This window comes from Schinkia azotoformans LMG 9581 (assembly GCF_000307855.1).
GTDB classification, from domain to species: domain Bacteria; phylum Bacillota; class Bacilli; order Bacillales; family Bacillaceae_J; genus Schinkia; species Schinkia azotoformans.
In genome coordinates this window covers 1-19,737 of the sequence record NZ_AJLR01000153.1, presented here as the reverse complement: position 1 = coordinate 19,737, position 19,737 = coordinate 1, and the positions used below count along the sequence as shown (strand labels likewise).

Here is a 19,737-nt window from a genome sequence, read left to right as displayed (position 1 = left end):
GATTTTTTCGAGCTTGCTCGAAAAACTACCTTTGAAAATCTGAGGCATCCGCCGGAGGCTTTAACTTTATTCAACTGAATAAAGTTAATTACTTAACTTCAACGTTAGCTCCAACTTCGTCAAGTTTAGCTTTGATATCTTCAGCTTCTTCTTTAGATACGCCTTCTTTAAGCGGCTTTGGAGTGTTGTCTACTAAGTCTTTTGCTTCTTTTAAGCCAAGACCAGTGATTTCGCGAACAACTTTGATAACTTTGATCTTTTGGTCGCCAGCGCTAGCTAAGATTACGTCAAATTCAGTTTTCTCTTCAGCAGCAGCGCCACCAGCAACAGCGCCACCCATAACAACTGGAGCAGCAGCAGTTACGCCGAATTCTTCCTCGATTGCTTTTACTAAGTCATTTAATTCTAAAACAGTCATATTTTTAACCGCTTCAATGATTTGTTCTTTAGTCATTTGAATTTTCCTCCTTAATTTTCATTCAGTGTTTTTTTAATAACAGTTCTTAAGCACCTTGTTCTTCTTTTTGATCAGCAACAGCTTTTGCTGCAAGAGCAAGATTGCGGATTGGAGCTTGTAATACGCTAAGCAACATAGAAAGTAAACCTTCGCGTGACGGAAGTTCAGCTAATGCTTTCACTTCTTCTACACTTGCAATTGTACCTTCGATGATACCTGCTTTAATTTCTAAGTCCTCGTGCTTTTTAGCAAATTCGTTAATAATTTTCGCAGGAGCTACTACATCTTCAACTCCGAATGCAACGGCAGTTGGTCCAACTAACTTGTCATTAAGATCGCCGAAGTTAGTAGCTTCAGTTGCACGACGCATCATTGTATTTTTGTATACTTTAAATTCAATGCCTGCTTCACGTAATTGTTTACGTAATTCAGTTACTTCAGCAACATCTAGTCCACGGTAATCAACGAATACTACTGATTTGCTCGCTTGTAACTTATCAGAGATCTCTTGAACTAGTTGTTTCTTTTGTTCAATGACAGCGCTCATCTTTACACCTCCTGTAGAATTTTATACCGTACGTGTTTTAAGGAATATAAAAGCCTCCAACGTCAGTAGACATGGAGGCATAATAGATCCGTTCATTACGAAATGTAACAGATTTATAAACACACCTCGGCAGGAAATTAAGTCCGTAAGGAACACCTACTGTCTACGGTATAATAGTTAATTTAACAACGTTTGTAATTATAACTGTTTAAAATAAGTTTGTCAACTTATTTTCCTAGTAATAATGCAGAAACGTCAACTTTAATACCAGGGCCCATTGTAGAAGCAATTGCAACATTCTTCATGTATGTTCCTTTTGCTGCAGCTGGCTTAGCCTTTTGGATTGTCTCAACGATTGTTGCTAAGTTTCCAGAAAGCTTGTCATCTTCAAATGATACTTTACCAATTGGAACATGAATATTTCCAGCTTTATCTACACGATATTCAACTTTACCAGCTTTAATATCGTTAACTGCTTTTGTAACATCAAATGTTACAGTACCAGTTTTAGGGTTTGGCATTAAACCTTTTGGTCCTAATACACGACCAAGTTTACCAACTTCACCCATCATGTCAGGTGTAGCAACAACTACATCAAACTCAAACCAACCTTGTTGGATTTTAGTAATGAATTCTGCATCTCCAACATAATCTGCACCTGCAGCTTCTGCTTCTTTCACTTTTTCACCTTTAGCAAAAACTAACACGCGTTGAGTTTTACCAGTACCATGTGGTAGAACTACAGCTCCACGAATTTGTTGGTCAGCTTTCTTAGGGTCAACGCCTAAACGGAAAGCAACTTCAACACTTTCGTCAAACTTAGCTGTAGCAGTCTTTTTAACTAATTCAATAGCTTCTTGAACTGGATAAGCTTTTGAACGGTCAACAAGCTTTGTAAGCTCTTGATATCTTTTACCTTTTTTAGCCATAATAAATCCTCCTCGTATGTGGTTATAACGGTTTTACCTCCCACGAATAAAGGTTGCGAGTGTCGATAATCATTCTCTCGCAACCTCTGCCAATTACCTTAGCGACTCACGGGATTAGTCTTCAATAACAATTCCCATGCTGCGTGCTGTACCTTCAACCATGCGCATTGCAGATTCTACACTTGCAGCGTTAAGGTCAGGCATTTTTTCTTCTGCGATTTGGCGAACCTTATCACGCTTAACTGTAGCAACTTTTTTCTTGTTTGGTTCACCTGAACCAGACTGAATACCAGCAGCCACTTTTAAAAGAACAGCAGCAGGCGGAGTTTTAGTAACAAATGTAAATGAACGATCTTCAAATACAGTAATTTCAACAGGGATAATTAAACCAGCTTGTTCTGCGGTACGAGCATTAAACTCCTTACAGAATCCCATGATGTTTACACCTGCTTGACCTAACGCAGGACCAACTGGTGGTGCTGGATTAGCTTTACCTGCAGGAATTTGAAGTTTTACAATTTTAATAACTTTTTTAGCCACGAGACACACCTCCTTAAATAGTCCGTGATGTGGTAAAATTAGGCCCTTTAGACCCTCCCACTCATACTCCTATATATCTACAATAGTCTCTGTAATTTGAGACTCATAGGAAACACAAGAATTTTATCATTTATCCCGTCCAATTGCAAGAACTTTTTTGTCCAGCTTCCGCTTTTCTATTTAAACGGATTGAATTTGTGTAAATTCCAATTCAACCGGTGTTTCTCTTCCGAACATATTAACATGAACCTTAACCTTCTGCTTGTCCATATCAATTTCCTCAATTGTCCCTGTGAAGTTCGTAAATGGCCCCTCAATGACACGTACCGTATCCTTAAGCGAAAAGTCAATTTCAGTTGGCATTTTGTCCAATCCCATTCTTTTAAGGATTACATCAACTTCATCGGGTTGAAGCGGAATAGGTTTAGAGCCGGAACCTGTTGATCCAACGAATCCTGTTACACCAGGCGTATTTCTTACAACATACCAGGAATCATCAGTCATAATAATTTCAACTAATACATATCCAGGAAATACTTTTTTCTTAACGACTTTCTTTTTACCGTTTTTAATTTCTTGCTCTTCTTCTTCTGGAACAACAATGCGGAATATTTTATCTGACATTCCCATTGATTCAACACGTTTTTCTAAATTGGTTTTTACTTTATTTTCATATCCGGAATACGTATGCACAACATACCAGTTTTTTTCCATCATTTAGGACATTTTTAGTCCATTCCCTCCCTAATTGGATATTTCGCTGTCAACCCCATGAAGCAATGCTAAAGCGTTTCCGCTTTTCGAACAAAGACAAAAAAACCCGCGAACGGGTTCTATTTCCTGTATTTCCTTGATTACACAACATTATACCACAATTTATCACAGTGCAATAACTTAACCAAGAATTAAGCGAATTAAAGAGGAAATTCCCATATCTACAACGGTAAAAAACAAAGCTACAAATGTAACTGTAACAATTGTTGTTATAGTATATTTAGTTAATTCCTTTTTCTTCGGCCAGCTTACTTTTTTCATTTCGCGGACAACATCACGAAAGAACTTTACGATACGTTGCATGTAGTTACCTCCAACTTCACGTTCAACATTATATAATAGGGTACATTTACCCATTCTTCTTATTCACTTGTAAAACTGTAACATAGTCATAATTTAAATGTCAATGTTAACTTCATTCAAGTGAAGTCTTCGACAAAAAAAGGGAGATTACAGCGTAATTTCCCTTAATTCTAAATATCGTTCCAGCTTTCGTTTTACTCTTTGCAGCGCATTATCGATTGATTTAACGTGACGATTTAAGTCTTCGGAAATCTCTTGATATGTACGCCCATCTAGATAAAGGCTAAGAACCTTCCTCTCTAAATCGCTTAATATCTCAGCCATTTTAACTTCGATATCATCAAATTCCTCTTGATTAATAATCAATTCTTCAGGATCAAGGGCCTTCGTACCTGAGATGACATCAAGCAATGTACGGTCGGATTCCTCATCATATATGGGCTTGTCCAATGAGACATAAGAGTTTAACGGAATATGCTTTTGGCGAGTGGCTGTTTTAATCGCTGTTATGATTTGCCTCGTAATGCACAACTCAGCAAATGCTTTAAAGGATGACAGCTTGTCTTCTTTAAAGTCACGAATCGCTTTATAAAGACCGATCATACCTTCTTGAACGATATCCTCTCGATCTGCTCCAATTAAAAAATAAGACCTTGCCTTTGCACGAACAAAATTCTTGTACTTATTAATCAAGTACTCCAAAGCTTCACTAGAACCTGCGTGGACCTGTTCGACTATTTCTTCATCCTCTAGACGCTCTAAATCTTTGATAGTATTTTCTTTGAGGTTTATGCTCACTCTTTGATCCCTCCGTCCACATCCGATGCATATAGATAGCAATATTATACAGCAGGTAAATTCAGGGAGTCAACCATTCAACGGTCTCCCCGACGCCATTTTTCGAAAATTTCAGCAATTTCACCTTTTATTTTAATACGATTTGTTGCTTTTGATTGATTTGTTTCGAGTAAAGACTTATTTATTTTTTTCTCAATCGAATTCATTTCGTTTAACAACTCTCGTGCTGATTTTCTTAAAGCTCCTTGGCCAAATACAACCCATTGTTCGGTATAATCCGATGTAGCAACATGGATTTGTGTTTTTATGTTATTCAGTTCATTGGCCATTTTTTCAATTCTTTCATCAGCAATTTCGTTTTCCTTTGTATAAATCACTTCTACATTGTGGTTTGTTGTTTTTGTTTCAATACCAGGAACTTGGTGAGCATCGAACACGATGATGACGCGGTATCCAGTAAAGGCTTTATACTCTGCCATTTTCTCTATTAATTTATCCCGTGCTCCAGCAAAGTCAGTCTTTTTCAATTCTCTTAGTTCTGGCCAAGCACCAATAATGTTGTAACCGTCGACGATTAGTACATCCATAACCGCTATTCCCCAATAGGATTTCGCTTACGATAAACCTCGTACATTAATAAACTGGCAGCAACTGATGCATTAAGCGATGTAACCTTGCCGACCATCGGCAATCGAATTAAAAAGTCGCATTTTTCACTGATAAGCCTGCCGATTCCTTTGCCTTCACTGCCAATGACGATTGCAAGCGGCATTTTTGCATCCATTTGCCGGAAATCCTGCTTCCCTTTTGCATCTGTTCCTATAATCCAAATGCCCTTTTCTTTTAACTCCTCCATCGTTCTAGCAAGATTCGTAACCCTTGCTACAGGTACATGTTCAATCGCTCCTGTTGAAGCTTTGGCTACAGCAGCTGTCAAACCGACTGCACGGCGCTTCGGTATAATTACTCCGTGAATACCCGCTGCATCGGCCGTTCGGAGAATGGAACCTAAATTATGCGGGTCCTCAATTTCATCCAATATGAGAAAAAAGGGATCCTCATTTTTTGCCGCTGCCTTATTAAATAAGTCTTCAATCTCGGCATATTGGTAGGCTGCAACAGATGCAGCCACACCTTGATGATTCCCTGAAACTGTATGGTCAAGCTTTTGTTTTGGAACATATTGAACAATGACGCCAGCTTGTTTCGCAAGCCCGATAACCTGTTGCATTTGTCCCTTATTAGAGCCCTCTGCAATCCATATTTTATTAATATCCCGCTCTGCTCTTAAAGCTTCTAATACTGGGTTTTTCCCGATGATCCATTCATTATCCATCCGTACTCACTCCTTCCTCATTAAGACTTTACATGAATTAAGTTAAAACCAAATTCCATTAATTCATTTAACCGCTCTTCATTTCCCGATAAATAATGATAGCCTAACAACGCTTCAAACGCTGTGCTATACCGATAGGTTTGAACATCAGTGTTTTTGGGGACAGTCGCCGATTTCGCATTTCTGCCCCGCTTAACAACAGCGACTTCCTCTTCTGTTAACAGATTCTCCTCTATCAAACTGCGAACCATGATTGCCTGAGCTTTGGCTGACACATACTTTGTTGATTCGCGGTGAAGCTGGTTCGGCCTAACTCCACCACTTGCCAACAGATTAAACCTAATAAAGCTTTCAAAAACAGCATCACCCATATAAGCAAGCGCCAATGAATTTAATTGTTTTACATCAATAGTATGGTTTTTTACAAGCACAACATTACATCCTTTTCCAACGTGTTCCTTGCGGTGTATCCTCCAGAACAATGTTCATATCCTTTAATTGATCTCTAATTTGGTCTGCTAGTGCAAAATCACGATTCTTCCTTGCATCAATTCGTTTTTGAAGCAATTCTTCAATCTCTTCATCAAGCAACTCTTTTTCTTTTTGAAGAGTGATGCCGAGTACTCCCGCTAAGTTTTCAAACTGCTCCATAAAGGCATGAATCACTTCTGATGATGTCTGATTTTCTCTTAAATAAATATTGGCTTGTTTTGCTAAATCAAAAAGAACTGAAATAGCATTAGCTGTATTGATATCATCGTCCATTTCAATAATAAACTGTTCATGGATTCCTTCAATAACCTTGAGCCATTCTTCATTTGAGTCTGTTAAACCGGTGCTGACTACCTTACGATAGCTTAAATTCTCATAAGCTGTACGAATCCGTTCCAATCCGCTTTTAGCACTTTCCAACAACTCCTGGCTGAAGTTAATCGGATTTCGATAATGAACTGACAACATAAAGAAACGTAGCACTTGTGGATCAATTTGTTTAATAATATCATGCACCAATACAAAATTCCCAAGTGACTTGGACATTTTCTCATTATCTATTTGAATATAACCGTTATGAAGCCAGTAGTTTGCAAAGGTTTTACCTGTTAACGCCTCTGATTGGGCAATTTCATTTTCATGGTGCGGGAATGTTAAATCCTGACCGCCTGCATGAATATCAATCGTCTCGCCTAGATATTTTTTCGCCATTGCTGAACATTCAATATGCCAGCCCGGACGCCCTTTCCCCCATGGGCTTTCCCAATAAATCTCGCCTTCTTTTGCTGCTTTCCATAAAGCAAAATCCAACGGGTCTTGCTTCTTTTCACCAACTTCAATTCGAGCACCGAGACGAAGATCATCAATCGGTTGATGTGACAGCTTTCCATAATCATCGAATTTTCTTGTTCTAAAATAGACGTCGCCTTCTGACTCGTAAGCATAGCCCTTCTGGATTAATGTTTCAATAAATTCAATGATGATATCCATATTTTCCATTACACGTGGATGGACATCGGCTTTTTTTACACCTAAGGCTGTTACATCTTCATAAAAGGCTTGGATGAAACGGTCGGCGATTGTTGGAACATCTTCCCCAAGCTCTTTTGCAGCCTTAATTAGCTTGTCATCAACATCTGTAAAATTTGAAACATACTTTACTTCATAGCCTCTGTACTGTAAATAACGGCGAACTGTATCAAAAACAATGGCAGGCCGTGCGTTTCCAATATGGATATAATTGTATACAGTAGGGCCGCATACATACATTTTTACTTTTCCATCTTTAATCGGTTTAAATTCTTCCTTGCTGCGGGTTAATGTATTATAAAATTTAATTGCCATCAAGCATCACTTCCTGACTTTAGTTTATTTATTTCCTTTTTGAGCATATTCATTTGTGATTCCATCTCCGCTAATTTTTCAGCAACCGGATCCGGTAATTCATTATGTTTTAAATCACGAGCCACTCTTACTCCATCTCTTATTACAATTTTCCCTGGAATACCCACTACCGTGGAATTGGGCGGGACATCTTTTAGAACAACAGAGCCGGCCCCAATTTTGGAATTTTCCTCAATAGTAATCGATCCTAATACCTTAGCGCCAGTGGCGACAAGAACATTATCCTTTAAGGTTGGATGCCTTTTCCCCTTCTCCTTCCCCGTACCGCCCAGTGTTACACCTTGGTATATGGTGACGTTATCACCGATTTCACATGTTTCCCCGATAACAACACCCATACCGTGGTCTATGAAAAAACGTCTGCCAATTTGGGCACCGGGGTGAATTTCAATCCCGGTAAAGAACCGACTTATTTGCGAAATAATTCTCGCTAGGAAGAAGAACTTTCGTTTATATAACGGATGGGCAAGTCGGTGGGCCCAAATTGCATGTAGTCCGGAATAGGTTAAGATTACCTCGATATAGCTTCTCGCTGCAGGATCTTGTTCAAAAATGACTTCGACATCTTCACGTAACATTTTAAACACTTCAATTCCCCCCTATTAGAAAAGCGCAAGCGCCTTGCTCATCGCCGTACAAACTGGAGGGTCTTTGACTTATCGTAGGGAGAAGACCTGAAGTTTGCTAGGCGATAGGCGCTGGAGCTAGACAATGATATGCAAAATTATATACTTTTAATATAAAAAAGCGCCCCTATGCTAATGCACAGAGACGCTTACGCGCGGTTCCACTCTGTTTGGGTAAAAGAACAAGTGCTATTACCCCAACTTCCCCCTTATAACGGCAGAGTCCCGCTTTTATCTACTGGAGTGATCGTTCAATAAAAGACTCAGAGGTGCATTTTCAAGATGGTCCGCTTAAACTACTTTCAGCCGGAGGTAGTTCTCTCTACTAAGCCAAAACAATCTCTACTTTTCCTCATCAACGTTTATACCTATACTATATTAGCTTTTTCTCGAAATGCCAATCAATTTATTTAGGCGGGCAAGAATTTTATCTTTTCCCAACAAGCGAATCGCCTGTGGAAGATCAGGTCCATGGACTTGTCCAGTTGTTGCAACACGTATTGGCATAAATAAATTTTTGCCTTTATGACCAGTTTCCTTTTGCACAGCCTTCATAGCCGCCTTAATGTCTTCAGCCTCGAATGTTTCAAGCTGCTCAACTTGTTGTTTAAAGTTTCTCACGACTTCAGGAACGCTTTCCCCACTTAATACCTCTTTTGCTTCTTCATCGAACTCAATATCTTCCTTGAAGAATAATTCAGTAAGCTCAACAATTTCAGCCCCATAGCTCATCTTTTCCTGATGAAGAGCAATTAAATCACGAGCCCATGCCCTTTGTTCATCTGTAAGATTCTCAGGAAGACGTCCGGCTTTAATTAGATGCGGCAATGAAATTTGAACGAGTCTGTCCACATCTACTTGTTTAATATATTGATTGTTCATCCATGTTAATTTATTTGTATCGAACACGGCAGGTGACTTAGCTAAACGGCTAGGGTCAAAGATTTTAATAAATTCTTCTTTTGTAAAAATCTCTTGTTCCCCGCCCGGTGACCATCCTAAGAGTGCAATAAAATTAAATAAAGCTTCAGGTAAGTATCCTAACTCTTCATATTGCTCAATAAACTGAATGATTGATTCATCACGTTTACTTAACTTTTTATGGGATTCATTTACGATTAATGTCATATGTCCAAAAATCGGCGGTTCCCAACCAAATGCATCATAAATCATCAGTTGTTTTGGTGTGTTAGTAATATGATCATCACCGCGAAGAACGTGGCTCATTTCCATCAAGTGGTCATCAATAACAACAGCATAATTATAAGTTGGAATACCATCCTTCTTAACAATAACAAAGTCTCCAAATCCATTGGAATCAAAGGATACTTCGCCTTTGACAATATCCTTAAAGGCAATTGTTTGATCAGAAGGAACTTTAAAGCGAATGCTGGCTTTACGGCCTTCTTCTTCAAGTGCTTTATGGTCTTCTGCAGACAAGCCACAGCATTTTCTAGAATAAGCTGGTGTTTCTCCTTTTGCCATTTGAGCTTCCCGCTCTTGTTCAAGCTCTTCTTCCGTACAATAACATTTATAGGCTGACCCCTTCGCTAATAATTCTTCCGTATACTTTTGGTAGATTTCGATGCGCTCCATTTGGCGGTACGGGCCATACTCTCCACCTATATCAATGCTTTCATCCCAGTCAATTCCAAGCCAAGTTAAGTATTTAAGCTGGCTTTGCTCCCCACCCTCAATATTTCTCTTAACATCTGTATCTTCAATACGAATAATAAATTTCCCATTTTGATTTCTTGCATATAAATAATTGAATAAGGCCGTACGTGCATTACCAATATGTAAATGCCCCGTTGGGCTTGGTGCATATCGAACTCTAATTTGCTTTGCCATAATTTCAGACACCTTCCGTTTTTTCCTAATATTTCTACTCTAATTTTAAATCTTAATGAATATTACCAAGGTGGTCAAGCTTGTTATTTAGTTAATAAAATAACGGCTTGAGCGGCAATTCCTTCACTGCGGCCGATAAAGCCAAGTTTCTCCGTCGTTGTAGCTTTCACATTGATTTGGCCAATTTCCGCTTCTAAAAGACTAGCAATACGCGCTCTAATTTCCTCAATATACGGTGCCATTTTCGGCTTTTGGGCAATGATTGTACAATCTAGGTTCCCAAGCTTATAGCCTTCCTTTTTTACAAGTGCCCAAACATGCTCCATTAGCTTTGCGGAATCCGCGCCAAGAAAAGCAGGGTCAGTATCAGGAAAATGCTTGCCGATATCACCAAGTGCTAATGCTCCTAAGGCTGCATCACTAACTGTATGAAGAAGTACATCGGCATCAGAATGGCCTAGCAAACCTTTTTCATACGGAATCGTAATTCCGCCGATAATAAGCGGTCTCCCTTCCACTAATTGATGAACGTCAAATCCTTGTCCAATACGAATCATTTGTTTATCTCCCTTTTTTATATTTAGCTAAAATTGCTTCCCCATAAATTAAATCCTCTGGCGTTGTTAGTTTAATATTTTCGTAATCCCCTAATACGATATGTACCTTTTTCCCTAATCTCTCCACTAAACTTGAATCATCCGTACCTAGAAATTGATCGTCTTCTGCCTTTTGGTGTGCATCTAAAATAACAGAAAGACGAAAAGCTTGTGGGGTTTGCACCGACCACAAGCTTGAACGCTCCACTGTTTTTTCTACTATGTTGTTCTGTACTGCCTTAATCGTATCCTTCATAGGCACTGCAACAATAGCCCCCTCATTTCTAGAGGCGCTGTTTACAAGTTTATGAATAATCGGTTGTTTAATAAACGGTCTTGCCCCATCATGAATAAGGACAATGGCATCTTCGTCCGGTACGGCCTTCAATCCGTTATAGACACTATTTTGTCTCTCTTTCCCGCCGTTTACTATTTTAAGAACATTTTTAATATGATATTTGCGAATAAGTTCAATAAATAGATTTACCTCATTTTCATTAACGGCTAAGATGACACCTTTGCAGTGTTCATCTTGTTCAAACACATTTAAAGTATGAATAATGACAGGTATTTGATTTAAGGGAATAAAAAGCTTATTCATCCCTGCATTCATTCTTTTCCCTTGCCCTGCAGCAGGTATTACAACATAATAGTCCATCGTCTTCCCCTTATAAAGTCATTATAGTGCTTTCTCTAAAGCCTTGGGCTTAGCAAAAATCATTCGTCCCGCTGATGTTTGAAGGACACTAGTGACCAGAACATCAATACGCTTACCGATATAATCTCTACCTTCTTCGACAACGATCATTGTGCCATCATCAAGATAAGCAATCCCTTGATTATGTTCTTTCCCATCTTTTATAACCTGTACATTTAATTCTTCCCCTGGTAGAACAACCGGTTTTACGGCATTGGCCAGATCATTAATATTTAAAACTGAAACATTTTGCAATTCACAAACTTTATTTAAATTAAAGTCATTTGTAACGACAATGCCGGAAGTGATCTTTGCCAATTTTACAAGCTTGCTATCAACTTCCTGGATTTCTTCAAAATCACCTTCATAAATTTCCACATTAATTTCTAATTCTTTTCGAATTCGATTCAAAATATCCAAGCCACGGCGGCCTCTATTTCGTTTTAAGGCGTCCGAGGAATCGGCAATGTGCTGTAACTCCTCTAACACAAACTGCGGGATAACGATCGTCCCTTCTAAAAATCCGGTTTGGCAAATATCAGCGATACGACCATCGATGATGACGCTTGTATCAAGGATTTTCAATTTCCCCGGTACATATTCTTCTGCTTGATCTGCCTCATTGGCTTGTGGCTTCTTTTTATCTTTTGCCCCAAGCCGTGCTGGAAGCGAAAATAAATTTATAAGCTCTTCACGCTTTTTAAACCCTGTTTGAAACCCTAGATAGCCGAGAAACAAGGTTACAAATATTGGAATAATTGTGCTTAACACTTCGAATTTAATACTTTTTAAAGGAATCATAATTAAAAAAGCAACAATCAAGCCTACAATCAAGCCTAAGCTTCCAAATAAAATATCGGTCGCCGGCGCCTTTACCAACGATTCCTCAATCTTACGGATTAAACCAACAATATAATCAGTTAACCAAAATGTAGAAAGAAATAAAATAATTGCTCCGTAAACTGTGCAGGCATAAGGGGACGCAAACCACCCGATATTACCTACATTCATTAACTCTAAAAATAGCGGAAAGTACAAGAACCCTAGTGTTCCGCCCACGATAATAAAAAATAGCTGAACGATTTTTTTAACCATTCCTTCACCTCCTTTTATCATTATTAACTTTTTTTCTATTTTAAAAACATTGTTCGTTACAGAAAAATAATATTTCACTTACTATTTTATATTGAAATGATGATAAATATCAATTTTGTAGGCAGATTACTAAAAATTGCATAAGCTAACGTTCCAAGGTGTGATCTAATGCTTCTGCTACTGTTGAAACGCCGATGACTTCGATGCCCTTCGGAGCTGTCCATCCGCCAATATTTCTTTCCGGTATAATAACCCTCTTAAAACCAAGCTTCGCTGCCTCCTGAACACGCTGTTCGACGCGGGAAACCCTTCTTATTTCCCCTGTTAACCCGACTTCGCCAAACACTACATCTGTTGGGTTGGAAGGTTGGTCACGAAAACTCGAAGCAATACTTACAGCCACACCAAGGTCAATTGCTGGCTCGTCAAGCTTAATTCCACCGGCTACTTTCAGATAAGCATCATAAGCCCCTAATAAAAACCCTACTCTTTTCTCTAGAACAGCCATAATCAAAGACACCCTGTTATGATCAATTCCTGTCGCCATTCTCCGCGGGTTTCCAAAGCTAGTCGGTGCTATTAAAGCCTGAATCTCCACTAACACTGGGCGTGTACCTTCCATCGAAGCAACAACTATGGAGCCAGCAGCACCTTCTGACCGTTCCTCCAAAAATATTTCGGAAGGATTTAGTACTTCCCGTAAGCCTTCTTCCTTCATTTCGAATATACCCATTTCATTTGTTGAACCAAATCTGTTTTTAACCGCCCTTAAAATACGATATGTATGATGGCGTTCCCCTTCGAAATACAAAACTGCATCAACCATGTGCTCAAGTAGTCTTGGACCAGCGATCGATCCCTCCTTTGTGACATGTCCGACTAAGAAAATAGCAATTCCCTTCGTTTTTGCAATTCGCATAAAGTGAGAAGTACATTCCCTTACCTGCGACACACTGCCAGGGGCAGATTGAACCTCAGGATGATAAACGGTTTGGATTGAATCGATAACAACAAAGGATGGATTCATTTCATCAATTGCTTTTTCTATATAAGCTAAATCTGTTTCGGATAAAACGAAAAGGTTATCACTTTCTATACGTAAACGATCGGCCCGAAGTTTCGTCTGGCGAGGAGATTCTTCTCCAGATATGTATAAAACTTTATGATTTCGATTTGCAAGCTGTGAGGATATTTGTAATAAAAGTGTAGATTTTCCAATTCCAGGGTCGCCGCCAATTAACACAAGTGATCCTGGAACAATACCTCCGCCTAAAACTCTGTCCATCTCCTTATACTCTGTATATATTCTCGGCTCGCTAACAGATTGAATGGTGGTAATCATTTGAGGCTTATTTGTTCCAGCTATTGTCTCAGAAGAAGTAACAAATGATTGTCTTCTTGATGATTTTGGGAGCTCTATTTCCTCCACCATTGTGTTCCACTCATTACACCCAGGGCATTTCCCCATCCATTTCGGTGTTTCATAGCCACATACCTGACAGCAAAATTTTGTTTTTTTCTTTGACATGAAAAAATCCCCTCTTAATTAAAGTTACCACATATTGTTAATATTTATGATACCATAACGAATAATGTAATCAAAAAGAAAAAAAGGACGCTTTTGGCATCCTTCCTTAAGTTCAAACACTACTCTGTCTTTACTACATAATCATCATTTTCTACATCAATGATGATTTTATGACCCTTTTGAATAGTCCCTTTTAATAACTCTTCAGATAAGCGGTCTTCAACCTGCTTCTGTAGTGCTCGTCTTAATGGCCTAGCACCATATTCAGGATCAAAGCCTTCATTTGCAATTTTTTCTTTCGCTGCATCTGATAACGCAAAATCAATGTCCTGCTCTTTTAAGCGTTTTGTTAATTCATTCGCCATTAACGTGATAATTTCATTAATATGCTGTTTCTCTAAAGAGTGGAAGACAATAATTTCATCAATACGGTTTAAGAATTCAGGACGAAATGCCTTTTTCAAAGCATCCATTACCTTCGATTTCATGTCCTTGTATTCTTGACCCTCTTGAACATTAAAGCCTACATATTTATTACGCTTAAGCTCGCTTGCACCGACATTTGATGTCATAATCACAATCGTATTTCGGAAGTCAACAGTACGTCCTTTTGAATCAGTTAAGCGACCATCCTCTAATACTTGAAGAAGAATATTAAATACTTCTGGATGTGCTTTTTCAATTTCATCTAAAAGAATTACAGAAAACGGTTTACGACGAACCTTTTCGGTTAATTGCCCCCCCTCTTCATGACCTACATAGCCTGGAGGTGAACCAACTAAACGGGATGTTGTATGCTTTTCCATATACTCTGACATGTCAATGCGGATCAAAGCATCTTCATCGCCGAACATGGCTTCTGCAAGAGCGCGAGCTAATTCCGTTTTACCTACACCAGTAGGGCCGAGGAAAATAAATGAACCGATTGGGCGCTTTGGATCCTTCAATCCGGAACGTGCTCTACGGATTGCTTTTGCTATAGCTTTTACAGCTTCCTCTTGGCCGATTACACGAGAATGGAGAATACTTTCCATGTTCAATAGACGGTCTGTCTCTGCTTGAGCCAATTTAGATACAGGTACTCCAGTCCAAGCAGAAACCACTAAAGCAATATCCTCTGTAGTTACTTCTGAGTTTTCTTTACCCTGTCTTTCTTTCCACTCTTTCTTCGTTTTTTCGACATCTTCACGAAGACGCTGCTCTGTATCTCTTAACGAAGCAGCTTTTTCAAATTCCTGACTTTGAACGGCTGCATCTTTTTCTTTTCTAATTTCCTCGAGCTTTTGCTCTAACTCTTTTAAGTTAGGCGGAGCAGTATAAGAGCGAAGACGGACTTTGGCTCCTGCCTCATCAATAAGGTCGATCGCTTTATCAGGAAGGAAACGATCTGATATATAACGAGCGGAAAGCTTTACGGCCTCTTCAATAGCCTCATCTGTAATGGAAACACGATGGTGGGCTTCATAACGGTCACGTAATCCATATAAAATTTGGATTGCTTCTTCTTGAGTCGGTTCACCAACTTGGATTGGCTGGAACCGACGTTCAAGGGCAGCATCCTTTTCAATATATTTTCGGTATTCATCTAATGTTGTGGCACCGATACATTGCAGTTCCCCACGTGCAAGGGAAGGTTTAAGAATATTGGATGCATCAATTGCACCTTCTGCTCCACCCGCACCAATCAAAGTATGCAATTCATCGATGAACAAGATAATATTGCCTGCCTGGCGAATTTCATCCATCACTTTTTTCAAGCGGTCTTCAAATTCACCACGATATTTAGTTCCGGCAACAACAGTACCCATATCGAGCGTCATGACGCGCTTATTACGTAAAATTTCGGGTACTTCATTTTGAACGATTTGCTGGGCAAGACCTTCCGCAATCGCTGTTTTACCTACCCCAGGTTCACCGATTAAAACCGGATTATTTTTTGTTCGGCGGCTTAATACTTCAATTACACGTTGGATTTCTTTGCCTCTGCCAATAACAGGGTCAAGGCTTCCTTCACGGGCAATTTGCGTTAAATCGCGGGCAAGACTGTCTAATGTTGGAGTATTAGCATTTGCTACCACCCCGCCGGAATGACTGCTGGAAGTAGATTCATTGCTTCCTAACAGTTGTAAAACCTGCTGGCGTGCCTTATTTAAGCTTACACCTAAATTATTTAATACACGGGCTGCAACGCCTTCGCCTTCACGGATGAGTCCAAGTAAAATATGCTCGGTCCCTACATAGGAATGGCCCAACTTTCTCGCCTCATCCATAGAAAGTTCGATCACCTTTTTGGCTCTTGGTGTATAGTGAATCGTTTGACTCGCTTCATCACCCCTGCCAATAAGGGCCTCCACTTCCTCTTGGATTTTTTCCGGCCCAAGATTTAGGGCTAATAGTGCTTTTGCTGCAATCCCTTCACCCTCACGAATAAGGCCTAATAAAATATGCTCAGTCCCGATATTACTATGTCCTAAACGAACCGCTTCCTCTTGTGCAAGTGCCAATACCTTTTGCGCACGTTCGGTAAATCTTCCAAACATCATTTAGATCACTCTCCCATCGAATCCTTTTCTAATTTTAATCGTTCTCGGATTAGAGTTGCTCTCCTTACATCTCTTTCTTCAGGAGCTAGTCTTTTTCCTGCAAATCTCTGTAAAAAACCTGGCTGCGTTAAAATCATTAATTCACTTAATATTGATCTTGAAACATTTTGTATAAATCCTAAATCAATGCCAAGCCTTACATCTGATAAACACCGGGAAGCTTCAGTTGATGGAATGATGCGGCTATTTGCTAAAGTGCCATAGGAGCGCCATACCTTATCTTCAAGCTGGATAGAGGAGGATCTTACAAGCATATCCCGTGCCGAGCGCTCTTGAGCAATGACTTGGGCAACTACACTTTCTAAATCTTTGACAATATCCTCTTCCGACATACCTAAGGTAATTTGATTTGAAATTTGAAATATATTTCCTTGTGCTTGACTACCTTCACCGTATATACCTCTCACAACCAATCCTAGTTGGTTAATGGCAGGTATTATTTTATTCATTTGATTTGTTAAAATGAGGGCTGGCAAATGAACCATTGCAGATGCCCGAAGTCCAGTCCCAACATTTGTAGGACAGCTCGTTAAATAGCCCCTTTTCTCATCAAATGCAAAATCAACTCTTTCTTCGATCCAATCATCAATCGCATTGGCAACCTGTAGAGCCTGGGATAATTGCAGTCCCGGAAATAAGCACTGAATCCTGACATGGTCCTCTTCATTGACCATTATGCTAACCTCTTCATTTTCTGAAAGGATCACTGCCCCTTGCTCTGCATCATCAGCAAGATGAGGGCTGATTAAATGTTTTTCAACTAATACTCGCTTATCAATCGGTTCAAGATCCATCATTTTAATAAGTTCAAATTGACCAAGATTGGGGTTAAAACTGCGGTTTACAATGGACTCCTTCATTAACTCGACAACTTGTTCTAAATCATCCCCAGAAGCTAAAGTAGGAAAAACGATGTCTTTCAGATTTCTTGCTAGACGGACCCTGCTGCTCAGCACAATATCACTATCAGGACCTTCTTGGCTCATCCAAGGGCTTAATGCCTGATTAATAAAACGTTGTAATGACATTTATGAGCGCTCCCCCTCTCTATGCTCACTTAAGAGTTGCTCTAAGGAGCGGATTTTGTCTCTGATTTCAGCCGCTCTCTCAAACTCCTCATTGTGAATTGCTTTTTGGAGCTGTTCCTTTAATTCCACAATTTCCTTCGTTAGATGAAGATTACCGCCTATTCGTTTTGGAATTTTACCTTCATGTGCTGTATTTCCGCTATGAACCCTTCTTAAAATCGGATCTATTTTGTTGCTGAATGTCTTGTAGCAGTTTGAACACCCAAACCTTCCAATCTTAGAAAATTGCTGGAATGTCATGCCACATTGATTACATTGCTCAGTAACAAGATTTCCAAAAGGATTACTGCTTGGGCTTGTAGATAGAGGATAATCTAAATTTAATAAGCCGGAAAGGAGGTTGCTAATCGAAAACCCTCCGGCCCCAGACATAATTTCACCTTTTTCCCTTGCACATTGCTCACAAAGATGCGTTTCCGTTTTCTGTCCGTTAATGATCTTAGTAAAATGGAGCGAAGCAGGGTTTTGGTGACATTCTTGACATTCCATAATTACACCTCTCCCTTTTTTAGGTTCGTTATTGGGTAGTTATTTACTTATATTTTAAGGTGAACAGCATCGATTTCAAAATGTTGGAGCGTAACTCATCTCTACCTGGTAATTCGATTAAAAGCACACTTCGATCAATAGCACTAATAATTAATTTAGCTTCCCTTTGAGAGATTACTTGTTCTTCAAGCAACCTTTCAATTAGAACCTCTGATGTAGACTGCGAAATTCTATTTGGAATAAGTTCAATCATTTGGTCAATTAATTCAGCATGGTCATCTGTTTCGACCTTTATGATCCGAATATACCCTCCTCCACCCCTTTTACTTTCCACTATATAACCTTTTTCAATCGTAAACCGAGTGTTGATCACGTAATTAATTTGTGAGGGGACACATTGGAATTTTTCAGCTATTTCATTTCTTTTAATTTCAACGACATTTTCTTCACTAATATGCAATACCTTTTTTAAATATTGTTCAATAATATCAGAAATATTTCGCATCAATCCCTCCCCTTTCTACTGACTTTGACTTTCTTTGACCATGAATATATTATATAGCCGAATCAAGATTCTTTTCAACTTTTAAGTCTAAGAAAAACACAGTAGTAGCATACCCACTTTTAATGGAGCACAAACGGAGAAATGGGAGATTGCCTCCTACGTTTACATTTTGGGTCTCAATAGATTTGCTGAACATAATCATTTGTCGAGATTTTATCCAGGATTTTCGCACGAATGGATGGGTCCTTCATTTTAATTTCTATTGTTATTTTCTTTTGATCGGCTTCACCTTCATTATTTTTTAATGATTGGATAGATACTTTTTGAAATGATATATCATTCTCTTCCAATACCTGCAATACCTCATTAAGCTTATTGCATTTCTTGTCCATTACAACCGTTAATATTTCCGTATTGCTTGTGGAAAGAATTCTCTTTTCAAACTTATTCAAAAAAATTAAACTTAATAACACAACAATTGTTGTTAGTAGAGCAGGTGCGATCATTCCAACCCCCACGATTAAGCCAATTCCAGCAACAACCCAAATGGATGCAGCTGTTGTTAATCCATGAACGGTAACACCTTTGACTAAGATCGTTCCCGTACCCAGGAAACCGATACCACTAATAACGTAGGAAGGGATTCGTGCCGGATCAAATCTAATATTGGCATTCATATCAATATAGTCTTGAAAGCCATAAAGGGATAAAAGCATCATTAAACAGGAACCCACCCCGACTAACAGATGTGTCCGAAATCCTGCCGGATGTTTTTTGATTTCCCGTTCAAGTCCGATGATTCCACATAATAAGGCAGCTATAAAAATCCTAATCGTCATTACCCAGAAGTCATTTCCTAAAAATTGTTGCAGTTCCATAGTTGAGCCCCCTTTTTTACACGTACCTATCTATATAATTCGCAATTCATTCCGTTTTTTCCTTGTAAATCGAAAATGTATCTTTTGTAGCTTTGTTGGAGCGTGGTAAGGAATTTATGTGTACTCTATGTATGTGGTAAAGGATTGGACTTGTGCTTTTTATTGTATTAAAAAGAAATACAAAAAAGAACAGCATTTCTG

At 39.1% G+C, this 19,737-nt stretch carries 22 protein-coding genes and 2 other annotated features; all 22 genes read right to left on the bottom strand.

The window, feature by feature from the left end; genetic code table 11:
- Window positions 1–88: 88 nt before the first annotated feature.
- On the bottom strand, window positions 89–454 hold the full coding sequence (gene rplL, locus BAZO_RS20375; RefSeq protein ID WP_003333395.1) for a 50S ribosomal protein L7/L12: 366 nt from the start codon (window positions 452–454) through the stop codon (window positions 89–91).
- 49 nt (window positions 455–503) lie between these two features.
- The gene (rplJ, locus tag BAZO_RS20370; RefSeq protein WP_003333394.1) at window positions 504–1,004 is read right to left on the bottom strand and encodes a 50S ribosomal protein L10; all 501 of its coding nucleotides are present in this window, start codon (window positions 1,002–1,004) and stop codon (window positions 504–506) included.
- A gap of 38 nt (window positions 1,005–1,042) precedes the next feature.
- Window positions 1,043–1,191 (bottom strand) — a sequence feature (ribosomal protein L10 leader region).
- A 40-nt stretch (window positions 1,192–1,231) separates the two neighbouring features.
- Complete coding sequence (rplA, locus tag BAZO_RS20365; protein WP_003333393.1) at window positions 1,232–1,933, bottom strand: 50S ribosomal protein L1; 702 nt, start codon at window positions 1,931–1,933, stop codon at window positions 1,232–1,234.
- Window positions 1,934–2,047: 114 nt separating this feature from the next.
- Complete coding sequence (rplK, locus tag BAZO_RS20360; protein ID WP_003333392.1) at window positions 2,048–2,473, bottom strand: 50S ribosomal protein L11; 426 nt, start codon at window positions 2,471–2,473, stop codon at window positions 2,048–2,050.
- Window positions 2,474–2,653: 180 nt separating this feature from the next.
- Window positions 2,654–3,187: a transcription termination/antitermination protein NusG gene (gene nusG, locus BAZO_RS20355; protein WP_003333390.1), complete on the bottom strand. Its 534-nt coding sequence runs from the start codon at window positions 3,185–3,187 to the stop codon at window positions 2,654–2,656.
- 180 nt (window positions 3,188–3,367) lie between these two features.
- Window positions 3,368–3,550 (bottom strand): preprotein translocase subunit SecE, encoded by a 183-nt coding sequence (gene secE, locus BAZO_RS20350; protein WP_035198179.1) that lies wholly within the window; start codon window positions 3,548–3,550, stop codon window positions 3,368–3,370.
- Window positions 3,551–3,697: 147 nt separating this feature from the next.
- Entirely contained in the window at window positions 3,698–4,348 is a 651-nt protein-coding gene (gene sigH, locus BAZO_RS20345; RefSeq protein ID WP_003333388.1) for an RNA polymerase sporulation sigma factor SigH, read from the bottom strand.
- 77 nt (window positions 4,349–4,425) lie between these two features.
- Window positions 4,426–4,935 (bottom strand): NYN domain-containing protein, encoded by a 510-nt coding sequence (locus BAZO_RS20340; RefSeq protein WP_003333387.1) that lies wholly within the window; start codon window positions 4,933–4,935, stop codon window positions 4,426–4,428.
- Window positions 4,936–4,940: 5 nt separating this feature from the next.
- Window positions 4,941–5,684: a 23S rRNA (guanosine(2251)-2'-O)-methyltransferase RlmB gene (rlmB, locus tag BAZO_RS20335; RefSeq protein ID WP_003333386.1), complete on the bottom strand. Its 744-nt coding sequence runs from the start codon at window positions 5,682–5,684 to the stop codon at window positions 4,941–4,943.
- A 20-nt stretch (window positions 5,685–5,704) separates the two neighbouring features.
- The gene (locus tag BAZO_RS20330) at window positions 5,705–6,115 is read right to left on the bottom strand and encodes a Mini-ribonuclease 3 (protein WP_003333385.1); all 411 of its coding nucleotides are present in this window, start codon (window positions 6,113–6,115) and stop codon (window positions 5,705–5,707) included.
- 4 nt (window positions 6,116–6,119) lie between these two features.
- On the bottom strand, window positions 6,120–7,520 hold the full coding sequence (gene cysS, locus BAZO_RS20325; RefSeq protein WP_003333384.1) for a cysteine--tRNA ligase: 1,401 nt from the start codon (window positions 7,518–7,520) through the stop codon (window positions 6,120–6,122).
- Window positions 7,520–8,167, bottom strand: a complete 648-nt coding sequence (gene cysE, locus BAZO_RS20320; protein ID WP_003333383.1) for a serine O-acetyltransferase — start codon at window positions 8,165–8,167, stop codon at window positions 7,520–7,522. The genes cysS and cysE overlap by 1 nt, the downstream gene beginning before the upstream one ends.
- 177 nt (window positions 8,168–8,344) lie before the next feature.
- Window positions 8,345–8,574 (bottom strand) — a binding site (T-box leader).
- 10 nt (window positions 8,575–8,584) lie between these two features.
- Complete coding sequence (gene gltX, locus BAZO_RS20315) at window positions 8,585–10,057, bottom strand: glutamate--tRNA ligase (RefSeq protein WP_003333382.1); 1,473 nt, start codon at window positions 10,055–10,057, stop codon at window positions 8,585–8,587.
- 83 nt (window positions 10,058–10,140) lie between these two features.
- The gene (gene ispF / locus BAZO_RS20310) at window positions 10,141–10,614 is read right to left on the bottom strand and encodes a 2-C-methyl-D-erythritol 2,4-cyclodiphosphate synthase (RefSeq protein ID WP_003333381.1); all 474 of its coding nucleotides are present in this window, start codon (window positions 10,612–10,614) and stop codon (window positions 10,141–10,143) included.
- A gap of 4 nt (window positions 10,615–10,618) precedes the next feature.
- Window positions 10,619–11,311: a 2-C-methyl-D-erythritol 4-phosphate cytidylyltransferase gene (ispD, locus tag BAZO_RS20305; protein WP_003333379.1), complete on the bottom strand. Its 693-nt coding sequence runs from the start codon at window positions 11,309–11,311 to the stop codon at window positions 10,619–10,621.
- A gap of 21 nt (window positions 11,312–11,332) precedes the next feature.
- A complete protein-coding gene (locus BAZO_RS20300) occupies window positions 11,333–12,445 on the bottom strand; it encodes a PIN/TRAM domain-containing protein (RefSeq protein WP_003333378.1) in 1,113 nt (370 codons plus the stop codon).
- A 145-nt stretch (window positions 12,446–12,590) separates the two neighbouring features.
- On the bottom strand, window positions 12,591–13,973 hold the full coding sequence (gene radA, locus BAZO_RS20295) for a DNA repair protein RadA (protein WP_003333377.1): 1,383 nt from the start codon (window positions 13,971–13,973) through the stop codon (window positions 12,591–12,593).
- Window positions 13,974–14,092: 119 nt separating this feature from the next.
- A complete protein-coding gene (gene clpC / locus BAZO_RS20290) occupies window positions 14,093–16,516 on the bottom strand; it encodes an ATP-dependent protease ATP-binding subunit ClpC (protein ID WP_003333376.1) in 2,424 nt (807 codons plus the stop codon).
- Between the two features lie 5 nt (window positions 16,517–16,521).
- Complete coding sequence (locus BAZO_RS20285; RefSeq protein ID WP_003333375.1) at window positions 16,522–17,604, bottom strand: protein-arginine kinase McsB; 1,083 nt, start codon at window positions 17,602–17,604, stop codon at window positions 16,522–16,524.
- Window positions 17,605–18,153: a protein-arginine kinase activator protein McsA gene (locus BAZO_RS20280; RefSeq protein WP_003333374.1), complete on the bottom strand. Its 549-nt coding sequence runs from the start codon at window positions 18,151–18,153 to the stop codon at window positions 17,605–17,607.
- A 43-nt stretch (window positions 18,154–18,196) separates the two neighbouring features.
- Entirely contained in the window at window positions 18,197–18,658 is a 462-nt protein-coding gene (locus BAZO_RS20275) for a CtsR family transcriptional regulator (RefSeq protein WP_003333373.1), read from the bottom strand.
- Window positions 18,659–18,834: 176 nt separating this feature from the next.
- On the bottom strand, window positions 18,835–19,536 hold the full coding sequence (locus tag BAZO_RS20270) for an MgtC/SapB family protein (protein ID WP_003333372.1): 702 nt from the start codon (window positions 19,534–19,536) through the stop codon (window positions 18,835–18,837).
- Between the last annotated feature and the right edge of the window lie 201 nt (window positions 19,537–19,737).

What these genes read in the sequence shown, in the direction of transcription:
- rplL (WP_003333395.1), bottom strand. Translation starts at nt 454, where the DNA reads ATGACTAAAGAACAAATCATTGAAGCGGTTAAAAATATGACTGTTTTA.
- rplJ (WP_003333394.1), bottom strand. Translation starts at nt 1,004, where the DNA reads ATGAGCGCTGTCATTGAACAAAAGAAACAACTAGTTCAAGAGATCTCT.
- rplA (WP_003333393.1), bottom strand. Translation starts at nt 1,933, where the DNA reads ATGGCTAAAAAAGGTAAAAGATATCAAGAGCTTACAAAGCTTGTTGAC.
- nusG (WP_003333390.1), bottom strand. Translation starts at nt 3,187, where the DNA reads ATGGAAAAAAACTGGTATGTTGTGCATACGTATTCCGGATATGAAAAT.
- secE (WP_035198179.1), bottom strand. Translation starts at nt 3,550, where the DNA reads ATGCAACGTATCGTAAAGTTCTTTCGTGATGTTGTCCGCGAAATGAAA.
- BAZO_RS20340 (WP_003333387.1), bottom strand. Translation starts at nt 4,935, where the DNA reads ATGGATGTACTAATCGTCGACGGTTACAACATTATTGGTGCTTGGCCA.
- rlmB (WP_003333386.1), bottom strand. Translation starts at nt 5,684, where the DNA reads ATGGATAATGAATGGATCATCGGGAAAAACCCAGTATTAGAAGCTTTA.
- cysS (WP_003333384.1), bottom strand. Translation starts at nt 7,520, where the DNA reads ATGGCAATTAAATTTTATAATACATTAACCCGCAGCAAGGAAGAATTT.
- gltX (WP_003333382.1), bottom strand. Translation starts at nt 10,057, where the DNA reads ATGGCAAAGCAAATTAGAGTTCGATATGCACCAAGCCCAACGGGGCAT.
- ispF (WP_003333381.1), bottom strand. Translation starts at nt 10,614, where the DNA reads ATGATTCGTATTGGACAAGGATTTGACGTTCATCAATTAGTGGAAGGG.
- ispD (WP_003333379.1), bottom strand. Translation starts at nt 11,311, where the DNA reads ATGGACTATTATGTTGTAATACCTGCTGCAGGGCAAGGGAAAAGAATG.
- BAZO_RS20300 (WP_003333378.1), bottom strand. Translation starts at nt 12,445, where the DNA reads ATGGTTAAAAAAATCGTTCAGCTATTTTTTATTATCGTGGGCGGAACA.
- radA (WP_003333377.1), bottom strand. Translation starts at nt 13,973, where the DNA reads ATGTCAAAGAAAAAAACAAAATTTTGCTGTCAGGTATGTGGCTATGAA.
- clpC (WP_003333376.1), bottom strand. Translation starts at nt 16,516, where the DNA reads ATGATGTTTGGAAGATTTACCGAACGTGCGCAAAAGGTATTGGCACTT.
- BAZO_RS20285 (WP_003333375.1), bottom strand. Translation starts at nt 17,604, where the DNA reads ATGTCATTACAACGTTTTATTAATCAGGCATTAAGCCCTTGGATGAGC.
- BAZO_RS20280 (WP_003333374.1), bottom strand. Translation starts at nt 18,153, where the DNA reads ATGGAATGTCAAGAATGTCACCAAAACCCTGCTTCGCTCCATTTTACT.
- BAZO_RS20275 (WP_003333373.1), bottom strand. Translation starts at nt 18,658, where the DNA reads ATGCGAAATATTTCTGATATTATTGAACAATATTTAAAAAAGGTATTG.
- BAZO_RS20270 (WP_003333372.1), bottom strand. Translation starts at nt 19,536, where the DNA reads ATGGAACTGCAACAATTTTTAGGAAATGACTTCTGGGTAATGACGATT.